Here is a 13412-nt window from a genome sequence, read left to right as displayed (position 1 = left end):
TCAAAATGAATACTATAAAGGATTACAACAGATTTTACCAACTATTTTTCAGTATTATACCTTTTATTACAACCAATAAAAAAGGGCTCAACCTTTCGGATAAAACCCTTTCCTTACGTTACCTGTTTGCCGAACCTTCAAATCGCTAATATTTCCCCGGCAAATATTAGGATTGATTTTAAAGAGAAATACTTTTTGAATCTACAGAAATCAGCCATCACAAAATCAGCCGTCAGACATTGCTATTGCTGCTCGTTCATAATATTATGCCCCATTTTATCCCTTTTGGTAGCAAGGTATTTTTCGTTGTGTTTGTTGGCCTTTATTTCAATTGGAATAGTTTCAACAACTTCCAGTCCGTAGCCCAGTAATCCTGCACGCTTTTTCGGATTGTTGCTCATCAGCTTCATTTTACTGATGCCCATATGACGTAGTATCTGCGCCCCTACTCCATAATCTCTCTCGTCCATTCCAAAACCCAGTTGCAGGTTGGCTTCTACTGTATCCATTCCCTGTTCCTGTAGTTTATATGCTTTCAATTTATTCAGCAATCCAATTCCCCTGCCCTCCTGGTTCATGTACAGCACAAGACCTTTTCCTGCTTCCTCAATCATTTTTAATGCCTTATGCAACTGATCGCCACAGTCACAACGCAGCGAACCCAATATGTCTCCTGTCATGCAACTGCTGTGCACCCTTACCATCACCGGTTCATCTTTTTCCCAGTCGCCTTTTTTAATTGCCAGGTGTATATCGCCTGTATTTAATTGTTTAAAAGCAATCAGTTCAAACATGCCATATTTCGTTGGCATCTGTACTTTCTCTTCCTCCTCAATAAGTGATTCCTTGCTCAGCCTGTAGGCAATCAAATCTTTAATGGATACAGCCTTCAAATCAAAGCGTTTGGCGATTTCCTTCAACTCCGGCAGCCTGGCCATTGAACCATCTTCATTCATTATCTCCACCAATACACCAGCCGGTTCAAAACCTGCCAGTCTCGCAAGGTCAATGGTTGCCTCTGTATGTCCCGACCTTCTCAATACACCACCCTTCCGTGCCCGCAGAGGAAAAATATGTCCCGGTCTGCCGAGGTCCTGCGGTTTTGTTTCCGGATCAATCAATGCCAGCACCGTTTTGGACCTGTCATGAGCCGATATACCAGTTGTACAACCGTGGCCCAGCAAATCTACACTAACCGTAAACGGGGTAGCATGCAACGAAGTATTGTCGCTTACCATGGCTTGCAGGTGCAAAACATCGCAGCGTTCTTCTGATAGTGGTGCACAAATAAGCCCTCTTCCGTAAGTACTCATAAAATTGATAATTTCCGGAGTAACATTTTCTGCTGCGGTAATAAAATCGCCTTCATTTTCCCTGTCTTCATCATCCACCACTATTACCAGTTTGCCATTTTTTATGTCGTCAATCGCACTTTCAATACTATCTAACATAAGTTATTTATATTTTTTGCAAAGTTAACAAGGTTTATGCTTTGCTATGGTTCTCATTTGCGGAATAAGAAATAGTTTTAATCAAAGCAGCGATCAAATACCCACACATGCCTTTACAAGTTGTTAATTTAAATTAACATTAGTACCGGATATTTACTTTCCTTTGTGCCTTAAAAATAGCTCTATGCTTATAAAAAAAATCTGTTTCATTGTCCTGGCCTTTTTTGCAATCCCCCTTGCAATCAGCGCCCAGGTTACCACCAGTAGCATTACCGGTTTTGTAAAAGCTGAAAACGGCACCGCTCTTGCAGGCGCCACCATTACAGCTGTCCATCAGCCATCAGGAACCAAATATGTTACTACTTCTAAGAAAGATGGCAATTTTTCCATTCCAAATACGGTTGTCGGCGGGCCCTACTTGCTTACGGTAGAATCGGTGGGTTACAATAAACAAACAATCGATAATATTAATCTGAATCTGGGCGAACCATACGCAGCGGAAGTAGCATTAACACCAGCCACTTCTGTTTTAAAGGAAGTGGTAGTTACTTCTTCCAGTCGCATCAACCGCACTAAAACGGGTGCCAGCACTGTATTTAATTCAAGGCAGCTGATGACGTTACCTTCCATTACAAGAAGCATTACAGATTTTACCAGGATGACACCACAGGCAAGCAGCGGTAACAGTTTTGCAGGCAGGGACGGCCGTTTCAATAACCTGCAGATTGATGGCGCCAATCTCAATAATAATTTCGGATTAAGCACAGATCCACAACCAGGCGGTGGTGCCAGCCCGATTTCAATAGATGCACTTGACCAGGTATCCGTAAATATAGCCCCGTATGATGTAAGACAATCTGGTTTTACGGGTGCAGGTTTAAACGTTACCACCAAAAGCGGCACCAATACATTGCATGGTACAGCTTACGGCTTTTACCGCGATCAAAGCTTTAATGGCAAGCATGTTGGCAGCACGGTGCTGACTCCTACCCCGCAAAAAAACAAAGTATATGGTGCAAGCCTTGGCGGGCCCATCATAAAAAACAAATTATTTTTCTTTTTAAATGCGGAATTTGAAAATGCCTCAACCCCTAATCCCAACACCTTCATTCCAAAAGGGTCTACCGCATCAGGGCAAGCCTCTGCGGCACCTGTAGATTCGCTGAATAAGTTTCGCGACGCACTCAAATCAAAATATAATTACGATGCGGGAGTGTATGACAACCGTCCGAATTTTGTAACCAAAAACCATAAGTTCCTGGCTAAAATAAACTGGAATATCAGCAACGTGCATAAACTGGTATTAAAATACAGTGACTTTAAAGGAAGCGATCAATCGCCGCTAAATGGCAGCAGTGTACCCAACAGTGGCTCCGGCGGTTTTTTTGTCGGCTCAGCTGCTTCTCAAACCAGGTTGCCCAATAACAGAAACAGCAACCAGTCGATCGGCTTTTCCAATTCAGATTATGCAACGGACCATATTGTAAAATCGGCTACACTGGAGTTAAACAGTAATTTTAACAGCAGAATTTCAAACCAGTTATTGTTTGCCTACACACACATTAATGATGTGAGAAACAGCCCCGGTGGTATTTTCCCAACGATTGAAATATTCGACACAACCGGCTCCATCCCCGGTGTTACAAAAAACCGCAACTACATGAGTGCGGGTACTGATCCTTTCACCAGGAATAATGAAGTGATCAACAATGTAGCAACTATCACAGACAACTTTACACTACAGGCAGGCAAACACACACTTACTGCAGGAGCTACTTACGAATATCAAAAAGTAGGTAACGCATTTATGGGTGGCTCAGAAAGCTATTACATTTACAACAGCCTGAACGATTTTATTACAGATTCACGGCCGGCTTTTTTCTCTTACACCTATTCCCTGATTCCGGGACAACCAAAAGTATTTTCTGCTGATTTAAAAATTGGCCAGTTAGGTGTATATGTGCAGGATGAAATCAATCCTAGTTCCAATTTTAAAATAACATACGGCATTCGTGCAGATGTGCCAACCTACCTGAAACAGCCTATTGAAAATCCCGCTATCACTGCATTACAGTTTCCGGATAAAGATGGCAAGCTTACCAGCTTTAACACAGGTAAATGGCCAAAATCTACCATATTACTTTCTCCCCGGATTGGTTTCCGGTGGAAAGTGCCTGATGAAAAAGATCTGGTGCTGCGTGGCGGAACAGGTATTTTTACCGGCAAAATACCTTTTGTGTTCTTAACCAACATGCCAAGTAACAGCGGCGTTTATCAAAACGGCGCCGTACTCAATACACCGGCAGCATTAAGTGGTGTAACATTTAACCCCAATCCGGATGCATATGTTTCTAAATTTCCGACAACAGCTACCACTAATGCGCCTGGTAGTTTTGTGTTGATTGACCGGAATTTCAAATTTCCACAGGTTTTCAGAACCAACTTCGGTATTGATAAACAATTTGGCAATGGCTTTATTTTTACCTGGGATGTAATGTATACGAAAGATATCAACGCGGTAAAAATGCGCAATGCCAATTTAAAAGACCCAACTGCGTCTCTTTCCGGATCTGATAACAGGGCTTATTATCCATCCACTACTGCCGCAGCAGATAAGTTTGTTTATCCAAGTCTGGCAGGTACCAACCGTGGCGGTACCGCCATCGTCCTGGAGAATACCAAAAAGGGTTATTCTTTTTCCAACACATTCCAACTATCTAAAGCATTTGCAAAAGGATTTTATGGCTCTTTAGCTTACACGTATACAATAGCTACAGAAGTAAGTCCAAACCCTGGTTCCCAGGCAACTTCGGCATGGCAGTCCATTGTCAACAGGGGCACACCCAACAATGAAGAATTGTATAACTCAGCTTATTCTGTTCCGCATCGTGTGGTGGGTTCGCTTTCTTATCGCTTTGAATATGCCAATCACCTGGCCAGTACGATTTCTTTGTTTTATGAAGGCAATGCCCAGTCAAGATTTAGTTATGTTATTGGAGGAGACCTCAATGGCGATGGCAACAATGCATCTGACCTGATGTTTATTTATGCAAAAGGGGCTGATATTAATTTTTCTGATGTAAAAAATACAGATGGGTCAATTAAGTATTCTATTGCAGCGCAACAGGCTGCATACGATCAGCTGATTGCCAACACCAAATATTTAAAGAATCATGTTGGTCAGTATGCCGAAAGGAATTCATCCCTCACACCCTGGTACAATCGCCTTGATATGCGGTTTTTACAAGATTTCTTTGTGACTGCAGGACAAACAAGACACAACCTGCAGTTTAGTCTTGACATTATTAACCTCCCTAACCTGATTGATAAAAATGCCGGTGCTAAAGATTTGTTTACCATCAACAATCCACTCACCTATAGATCGATCAATGCCAGCAAGCAGCCTGTTTACAACTTAGCTGAGTTCAACGGCAAACTGGTGACCACGCCTTTTCAAAAAAATATTTCCAGTATAAGTACCTGGGGTATGCAGATAGGTTTAAGGTATATTTTCTAAAGGATCAAATAAACAGTATTAAAAAAAACGTCCGGCATTTGCCGGGCGTTTTTTTTGGGTCGTTGCAGCCACTAATAAAATCAGGACACGTTAATATTTTAATGATGCGCATGCTACGCTGACAAGTATTCCGAAAATTCCTTTACTGCAGGGGGTATTGCTATCGTAACAATTTGTTAATATCATTAAAATAGCTAATCGCTAATTAATTGCCGGAATTTGTAAAATCATTTCAACAAAAAAGGGACAACGCAGAATATTATTTAATTAAAATCCATTTTAAAATGTAGAGGTTTTATATCTTCTCAATTACTGTTAAAATACAGTTAGAATTATGTTACTTTTGCGCCGCTTGTCATTTGAAAATTGAAACACATTTTCGCACCAAATCTATCATCAAATGACAAGAAAATTCAACTTGCTGACAGCCATTTTTCTCCTCTTTGGCTTTTTGACAAATGCACAGGAAACCACTTCGGACATACAGGGAACTGTAACGGATGGTACCAACGCAGTAGGAAATGCAACTGTTGTTGCAGTCCACATTCCAACAGGTACTAAATATAGTACTACCAGCCGCAAGGATGGCCGTTATAACCTGCCCAATTTACGTATTGGCGGACCTTATGAAATCACCGTAACTTTTGTTGGGTACAAACCCGCTAAACAGGATAATATCACCCTGTTACTGGGCCAGGAATTTAAGGCTGATTTTGCCCTCGTTCAAACATCAACCGATCTTACGGAGGTAACTGTTTCCGGCCGCAGACAGGATAAAACTTTTAACAACAACCGCACCGGCAGTCAGGAAATAATCAGCCGTGCACAAATTGAAAGACTGCCAACGATCAACCGTTCGCTGCAGGATTTTACCAAGCTTGAACCAACAGCCAACGGCCTGAACATTGGCGGACGCAGCAGCCAGTACAACAACCTTACTGTTGACGGCGCCAACTTCAATAACTCATTTGGTTTATCCGGAACATTGGGCGGACAAACAGGCAGCGAGCCTATCAGCCTGGAAGCCATCGAACAGATACAGGTAAACGTTGCACCATATGATGTAACACAGGGCGGCTTTTCGGGAGCAGGTATTAACTCAGTAACCAAAAGTGGTACCAATCAATTTAAAGGTTCTGTATATACCTATCTTAAAGGGCCCGGTACACAAGGGTACAAGGTTGGTACTACCACCATTACAAAACCAGATTTTAACTTTAATACCAGGGGCGCTTCTTTGGGCGGCGCTATTATAACGGACAAATTGTTCTTTTTTATAAGTGGAGAACAGGTAAGACAAACAGCTCCTGCCACCAGCCAGATCGCGTCAGACGGAAGTCATGCACCTGGTGGAAATGTATCACAGGCGAATGCAGATACACTTGCTGCATTGAGTTCTTTTCTGCAACAAAAATTCAACTATAATCCAGGCGCATTCCAGGGATATTCATTTGAAACCAAGAGTGATAAAATCACTGCCAAGATTGACTGGAATATCAATAAGAACAATACATTTACCCTTAAGTACAATTATCTAAAATCATCTTCTGACCAGTTTGCAAGCGCAAGCAGACCAGGCAGCGGACAAATTACAGGCGGACAGCCGGGTACCAACTCTATGCCATTCTTTGGTAGCGGGTATGTAATCAATAATAACTTCAATATTGTAATTGCAGAATTAAACACCCGTTTTGGTAACAGGGCTTCCAACAAAATGCAGTTGGGTTATACTGCTTTAAGAGATTACCGTTCTCCTCATTCAAGCAGTTCTACTTTTCCTTTAGTAGATATTTTGAATGGAGCTGGCAGCATTTATACCACTTTTGGATATGAAATGTATACCTACAACAACCTTTTGAATACAGATGTATTTCAGTTTGCCGATTTCTTTAAATTTTACAAAGGCACACACGAAATAACTGTAGGTACACAGGATTATTACAGGAAATATAAGAATGCTTTTGCACCTGGCTACCAGGGCGTTTACCAGTTTAACAGTCTTACAGATTTTTATAACAGTGTAAACAATGGCGATGCCAATGCTAAAAGTTATTACCTGCAGTATTCGGCTTTGCCAGGCGGCGCTTTTCCTTTTGCCGAAGCTGGCTCAACAGAACTTGGATTTTTTGCGCAGGATAAATGGCGTGCAAGCAAAAATTTTACGCTTACTTATGGCTTGCGTACCGATTTAACCATCTACAATCAAACCTTTACAGACAATCCTTATTTTGATGCGCTGACTTTTAAAGATGGCAGCTATAACATTGGTAAGGCACCGAAAACAACGCCGTTGATTTCACCAAGGCTTGGTTTTAACTGGGATGTAAAGGGTGACAGAAGTTTACAGATCAGAGGCGGAGCAGGTATTTTTGCAGGTCCGCCGCCTTTTGTTTGGATCAGTAACCAGGCCAGTAACAATGGTATCCAGTTTGGTTCATTCACCAACAGCACGGCCCCTAATCCTAACGCGGTTCCGCCCGTTGCAGGAAACCTGGTAGCGTTCAACGCAGATCCAACTGCCTATATTAAATCCGGCCCTAACACATCTTACAGTACTGCGCTGGTTGATCGTAATTTTAAATACCCGCAGGTATTAAAAACAAGTTTTGCAGTAGATAAAAAATTGGCCAACGATGTGGTACTCACTTTAGAAGGAACCTATTCTAAAGATATCAACGCAGTATATTACAAAAATATCAACCTAAACGAAAACAATGCATTTAGTTTAGCCGGGGCCGACAACAGGGCACGTTACCTTACAAGTACAGCCAATTCAAATAAATATTATTCTGGTAAAACACTTGATAACCCTAACATTGGAAATGCTATCTTAATGAGCAACACCAGCAAGGGTTATTCTTATACTTTAACCGCAAGAGCACAAAAGAATTTTAAAAATCTTTTTGCAAGTATTGCGTACACTTACAGCCAGGCAAAAAATACAGCCGAGTTTGGAAGCACCGCTTCCTCTTTGTGGGCAGCAAGAGCCGTGCAGGGAGATCCCAATGCAGCTACTTTAGCCAATGGTGCTTTTTACCAACCACACAGAATCATCGCATATGCATCCTACAAAATTATCAACTGCAAATACGCCACCACTTCTATCGGTGCTATATTTGAAGCTGCGCCCTCCGGTGTTTCTTCTTATGTGTACAATGGTGATTTAAATGGCGATGGTAATGCAGGCAATGATTTAATGTATATTCCTGCCAATGCAGGCGAAATCAACCTTGTAAAAGTTAATTCAGGTGGTTCAGGAACCGGCGCAAGTACTGATCCAAGATCAGCTGCACAGATTTGGAACCAGTTGAACAACTTTATTACCCAGGATCATTATTTGTCAACGCACCGTGGGCAATACGCTAAAGCAAACGCAGTGGTGTGGCCTATTTACAAAAGACTTGATTTGAATGTTACCGAAGAAGTTTCTGTAAAAACCGGTAAAGAAAGACACACCATCAGGCTGACTTTAGACCTGGTAAATGCGGGTAATTTCTTTAATAAATATTGGGGAACTTACAAAACGCCCAACCTGACCAACTTCCTTAAATATGAAGGTTTGGGAGCGGATGGAAGAACACCAGCTTTCTCTATGCCTTACCTGGATCCTACTAACCAGGTGCCATTGGTAAACAGCTTTAAAGACAATACCAATATACTTTCCCGCTGGCAGATGCAGTTTGGAATCAGGTATTTGTTTAACTAATATTTGAAATTTAGTATAGTATAAAAAAAGCCATCCTGTTAACCAGGGTGGCTTTTTTTATGCCTGTTATGTTTTGCGAATTATCCTGGCGAATTATCTTGCCCCCGGCGGACAGTTTGCCCTGAGATAATTAGTGTATAAAGTAACAAGGTGTAAACTGGTGCCTTCTCCTTCTGAAATGCTGTGCGTACGGTTTGGGTACGCCATAAACTGAAATTGCTTATTGTATTTTATCAGCTCGTTCAGCAATACCTCAGCGTTACTATAGTGAACGTTGTCATCACCCGTTCCGTGGATGTATAACAAATTACCTTTCAAATTTTTTGCATAGCTGATGGGCGAACCAACAATAAAATCTTCCTTATTTTCCTGTGGCAGTCCCATATATCTTTCCTGGTAAATATTGTCATAAAATAACTGGTTGCCAACAGCTGCAATGGCAATACCTGTTTTAAAAATATCAGGATATTGGAACATCAAATTCAGGGTAGAAGAACCACCTCCGCTCCATCCCCACACAGCAATGCGGTCTTTATCAAAATAACTTTTAGCAATTAGTTTGGTAGCTGCCTGCGCCATATCCCGTACATTGATAGTACCTATTTTACGATAAATAGATTTCCGCCAGGCAGATCCTTTCAATGAAGGTGTTCCTCTGTTATCCACTGCCAGCTGGAAATATCCATCTTCACTCATATCGCCATTATATAAAAAATTCTGGTGGTTGCCATAGCTGTCACCAGTGGTAGTGGCAGCGGGTTCACCGTACACATAAAACACAGCGGGGTATTTTTTTGTGCTGTCAAAATTCTTAGGATAATTAATCCATGCATCCAGCTCAACACCATCATCAGTTGTAACCGTGGTGTAACGCACGGTGCTGCTGCTATCTGTTTTAGCAGTAGCTGCTATACTTGCAGCATTGTTCACCGCTTTGTGATCGGGCAACGATACCCATTCTTTTACGGGCATAGTTTTATAATTGCTAAAACCATGGTTTGCCCATTTTGCATTAGGCGAAATAGTATAGCTGTGCGTGCCATTAAGCCCTGCCGGCGACACCTGTATGGCATTGCTTTTACCATCCATTTTTACCTTGTACAGGTAGAGTTGGGTAGCGTTGTTGGGCGAGGCCATAAAGTAAATATAGTTACCCGCCTCATCAATGCATTTGATGGATTCAATATCGTACTTACCATTTGTAATCAAGTTTTGTTTACTACCATCACGGCTTATGGAATAAATATGCCTCCAACCATCTTTTTCACTAACCCATATAAATGCCGCACCTTTTTTGATCCAGTCCCAGCCGGTCGGGTCATCATCGTTCCAGTAACTTTTCACTTCAATCCATGCTTTGTCATTTTCTGTAAAAAAAGAACGTGCCTGTCCGTCTGCTATATTGCAGTAAAACAATTTACTTTCCTGTTGTTTACGGTTCAGTTGCTGCACTACCAATGTAGCAGCATCCGCCCATTCCATACGTGGCAGGTAATGCTGTTGCGGATCGCCTTCAATATTCATCCACTGCACCTTACCACCTGTTGAAGCCACCACCCCAATTTTTACCGGCGATGGAGCCTCTCCCACTTTTGGATATTCTACCGGTATTACTTGTGAATAATTGGAATCAGTGGTATTAAGCATATAATAATCCCTGATTTTGTTGGCATCCACCTGCCAAAAGGCAATGTTTTTTCCATCCGGGCTCCAGCGAAAACCATCCCTGCAACCAAACTCTTCTTCATACACCCAATCGAATGTACCATTGATTAATTTGCGTGTACCATCAAACGTTAGTTGTGTTATTTTTCCTGTAGCAATTTCTTCAGTAAAAAGATTGTGTTCACTTACGTAGCCCACCTTTTTACTGTCGGGAGAAAACTTAGCGTACATCATTGTTTGCGCAGGCTTGCCTTTACCTAATTGTGTTAAAGTATTAGTAGTCATATCCAGCACCCAGTAATCGCCCCTGGTTTTGTAGCGCCATACTTTACCTGTGTTGGTAAATACCAGCAGTTTATTATTATCTGCATTAAAGGCGAATGATGCGACGGTAATTGCTTTGCCGCCCGAAGGCGTTAATTGGTCGGCTGTTACCAATGGAGTTGCCTGCCCGGTTCTAATATCTACTTTTACAATGCCGCCACTTTGTTTTTGATAATAACTATTTCCGTCAGGAGTAAACTGGGTGGTTATCCTGTATTGCGCCTGTACAACCTGTGTTACCAACACAATAATAAGCAACGAAAAAATACCCCTTCTTTTAAAATGCATATTGATAATTTTAGAAAACTAAATTAAGGTAAATAATCACAGCTTATCACCAAAACGCCAAAGCGCAAAGTGACAACAGGCTCTATGAAACCAATTTCACAATAAGGAAATAAAGAATAGAACAAACACCCGGGAGTTTTCTTTTGCAATATTTGTTTTCGTTGCAAGCTTGGTGTGAAACAACCAAAGCACTTAATTTTGTGATATGGAAAAAGAGAAACTCCGCATTGATAAATATTTGTGGGCCATCCGGCTTTTTAAGACCCGCAGCCAGGCAGCCGATGCCTGTGATAAAAGTAAAGTGAAGTTGCACGGGGATAATGTAAAGGCATCGAAAGCGGTGACAGTGGGTGATGAATACGAGGTAAAAACAGAGGCTAAAAGATGGGTTATAAAAGTGACTGCACTGCTTGATCACAGGGTGCAATACAATGAGGCGATTAAATACTACAGCGATATCACGCCGGCTGAAGAGCTTGACAGAATTCAGTTCCAGGCCGCCACATTTCATACGGGCAAGCGCATGAGTAAACAAGGGCGCCCAACAAAAAAAGACAAACGTGAGATTGACGGTTTTATGGATTTTTAATTTTTCTTCTATCGGTTAAATAAACTACCAGAAACAATAATGTATGCGGCAATAAACACTGTGTACACTAGGTCAACTGTTGGTGATTTCACTTACCTAATTTTACAGTATGAAGATTGATATTATATCTGTTGTACCTGCCTTGCTGGACAGCCCTTTTGCGCATTCAATTATGAAACGTGCCAGGGATAAGGGTTTGCTGGAAGTGAACTGCATTAACCTCCGTGACCATACTACTTATGCAAGGGCGCAGGTAGATGATTATGCTTTTGGAGGCGGCGCTGGCATGGTGATGATGATTGAGCCATTGGTGAATGCAATTGAGAGTTTGCAGAAACACACCTCCTATGATGAAATTATTTTTTTAACGCCTGATGGCGAAACGTTTAACCAGCAAACGGCCAACCAGCTGTCGCTAAAAAATAACCTGTTGTTAATTTGTGGTCATTACAAAGGTGTGGATCAGCGACTGAGGGATCACTTCATTACCAGGGAAATTTCTATAGGAGATTATGTTTTGAGTGGCGGCGAATTGGCAGCGGCTGTATTGGTAGATGCCATTGGCCGTTTAATACCTGGTGTATTGAATGATGAAACGTCTGCCTTAACTGATTCTTTCCAGGATAATTTACTGGCTCCCCCGGTATATACGCGGCCTGTAGAATTCAGAACTTGGAAGGTGCCCGATATTTTACTGAGCGGCAATCACGCCCGGATTGAGCAGTGGCGCCATGATCAGGCGATGCTGCGTACAGCAGAAAGACGGCCTGACTTGTTAAACCGGGAATGATTGTATAGCGAATTATTTTATTTGCCATTATTTGTGAAAAAATTTGGCTGAAAAACCTTCACTCGTTATCTTTGCCGTCCTTTAGCAATAAGCCGCGTTGGTCAAGAGGTTAAGACGCCTCCCTTTCACGGAGGAATCACGGGTTCGAGTCCCGTACGTGGTACAGCTTTAAAACTAAAAGCCTTGATAGTATTAACTTTCAGGGCTTTTTTGATTTTACAGGGGACTTTTCAGGGGACGTTAGATGATAATTAAAAAGGTATTACAACAGTAATCGAGAATAGGTTTCGAGTTAATCCTTTTTTAATTCTTTTGTAACTTATTCTTTTTGACGAAGCTTGTATTCTATATATCAACGTTCCTTTATATACCTCCGGTAAAAGCTTTTGGAATTTTGGGGACAATAAATAAACGTTTTTTATATCCACCATGCCGATACCTAAGCCTGTATTTATGTATTTAAAAAATATTTTTTGTTCCATTTATGCTTGTAAATTAAGAACTTTTGGAACAAAATCTTGCGTATATTTACGAGTTGCCTGCTATGTTAAACCGACACACTACGACATCAGTATGATTAGATATTTAGCTGAAAGTGTTAACTATAAAGTGACTTCGGAATACGAGTCTGTAACGCTTCACTTCAAAAGTAATAATTTAAAAAAGTCTGTTTATATAGGTCACTTTTATGGAGACCCAGACTGTGCAATTATATCACGGGATGAAAAATATTTGGTCGTAGCTGGTTGTGGACTTATAATTTACAAACTTGTAGAACCTTTTAACGAAGTTGGTGTCGCCAAAAGTTCACATCAATATTCAGAATTTTTTAACGACGCTAATAATATTTGGTGGGTTAACGGTCTTCACCAAACTGACATTGACAGCGACTGGAAATATTTTCGTTTTGTAGCTGCCAACAAAGAAGGCGAGTTTATTTACAAAATGGATACAGAAGATTTTAGTATAGAAAAAATAAGTTCACCTGTGGACAACATCCAGACAAATGCCAAAGATGGACATTAACGACCGCAAAAAACCCAGCAGGCAACAAGAGTATTGCCGATAGTGGGGCTGGACGT

7 protein-coding genes and 1 tRNA gene are annotated in these 13412 nt (G+C 41.3%); 6 read left to right on the top strand and 2 right to left on the bottom strand.

Annotated features, from left to right (window positions below):
* Nucleotides 1-242 precede the first annotated feature (242 nt).
* Entirely contained in the window at nucleotides 243-1451 is a 1209-nt protein-coding gene (locus QWZ08_RS02020) for a bifunctional 3,4-dihydroxy-2-butanone-4-phosphate synthase/GTP cyclohydrolase II (protein ID WP_290335511.1), read from the bottom strand.
* A 184-nt stretch (nucleotides 1452-1635) separates the two neighbouring features.
* Here QWZ08_RS02020 and QWZ08_RS02015 point away from each other — a divergent pair, with 184 nt between their 5' ends.
* Nucleotides 1636-4968, top strand: a complete 3333-nt coding sequence (locus QWZ08_RS02015; protein ID WP_290335510.1) for a TonB-dependent receptor — start codon at nucleotides 1636-1638, stop codon at nucleotides 4966-4968.
* Nucleotides 4969-5368: 400 nt separating this feature from the next.
* Nucleotides 5369-8674 carry a TonB-dependent receptor gene (locus QWZ08_RS02010; RefSeq protein ID WP_290335509.1) on the top strand — a complete coding sequence of 1102 codons (3306 nt, stop codon included), beginning with the start codon at nucleotides 5369-5371 and terminating at the stop codon, nucleotides 8672-8674.
* Between the two features lie 93 nt (nucleotides 8675-8767).
* Here QWZ08_RS02010 and QWZ08_RS02005 read toward each other — a convergent pair whose 3' ends face one another.
* Nucleotides 8768-10951, bottom strand: a complete 2184-nt coding sequence (locus QWZ08_RS02005; RefSeq protein ID WP_290335508.1) for a S9 family peptidase — start codon at nucleotides 10949-10951, stop codon at nucleotides 8768-8770.
* Nucleotides 10952-11156: 205 nt separating this feature from the next.
* Between QWZ08_RS02005 and QWZ08_RS02000 the strand changes: the two genes are divergently transcribed.
* The 4 genes from QWZ08_RS02000 (at nucleotide 11157) to QWZ08_RS01985 (ending at nucleotide 13356) form a co-directional block, all read left to right on the top strand.
* Nucleotides 11157-11540 carry an RNA-binding S4 domain-containing protein gene (locus tag QWZ08_RS02000; RefSeq protein WP_290335507.1) on the top strand — a complete coding sequence of 128 codons (384 nt, stop codon included), beginning with the start codon at nucleotides 11157-11159 and terminating at the stop codon, nucleotides 11538-11540.
* Nucleotides 11541-11649: 109 nt separating this feature from the next.
* Nucleotides 11650-12330 carry a tRNA (guanosine(37)-N1)-methyltransferase TrmD gene (gene trmD, locus QWZ08_RS01995; RefSeq protein ID WP_290335506.1) on the top strand — a complete coding sequence of 227 codons (681 nt, stop codon included), beginning with the start codon at nucleotides 11650-11652 and terminating at the stop codon, nucleotides 12328-12330.
* A 91-nt stretch (nucleotides 12331-12421) separates the two neighbouring features.
* Nucleotides 12422-12493: transfer RNA gene (locus tag QWZ08_RS01990), tRNA-Glu, on the top strand.
* A gap of 290 nt (nucleotides 12494-12783) precedes the next feature.
* Entirely contained in the window at nucleotides 12784-13356 is a 573-nt protein-coding gene (locus tag QWZ08_RS01985) for a hypothetical protein (RefSeq protein WP_290335505.1), read from the top strand.
* The last annotated feature ends 56 nt before the right edge of the window (nucleotides 13357-13412 follow it).

This window comes from Ferruginibacter paludis (genome assembly GCF_030409685.1).
Classification (GTDB): Bacteria; Bacteroidota; Bacteroidia; order Chitinophagales; family Chitinophagaceae; genus Ferruginibacter; species Ferruginibacter paludis.
The sequence above is the reverse complement of the archived record's forward strand: the minus strand, read 5'-3'. Positions and strand labels throughout refer to the sequence as shown.

Coding starts and splice junctions, on each gene's coding strand:
- QWZ08_RS02020 (WP_290335511.1), bottom strand. CDS start 1,451: ATGTTAGATAGTATTGAAAGTGCGATTGACGACATAAAAAATGGCAAA.
- QWZ08_RS02015 (WP_290335510.1), top strand. CDS start 1,636: ATGCTTATAAAAAAAATCTGTTTCATTGTCCTGGCCTTTTTTGCAATC.
- QWZ08_RS02010 (WP_290335509.1), top strand. CDS start 5,369: ATGACAAGAAAATTCAACTTGCTGACAGCCATTTTTCTCCTCTTTGGC.
- QWZ08_RS02005 (WP_290335508.1), bottom strand. CDS start 10,951: ATGCATTTTAAAAGAAGGGGTATTTTTTCGTTGCTTATTATTGTGTTG.
- QWZ08_RS02000 (WP_290335507.1), top strand. CDS start 11,157: ATGGAAAAAGAGAAACTCCGCATTGATAAATATTTGTGGGCCATCCGG.
- trmD (WP_290335506.1), top strand. CDS start 11,650: ATGAAGATTGATATTATATCTGTTGTACCTGCCTTGCTGGACAGCCCT.
- QWZ08_RS01985 (WP_290335505.1), top strand. CDS start 12,784: ATGTATTTAAAAAATATTTTTTGTTCCATTTATGCTTGTAAATTAAGA.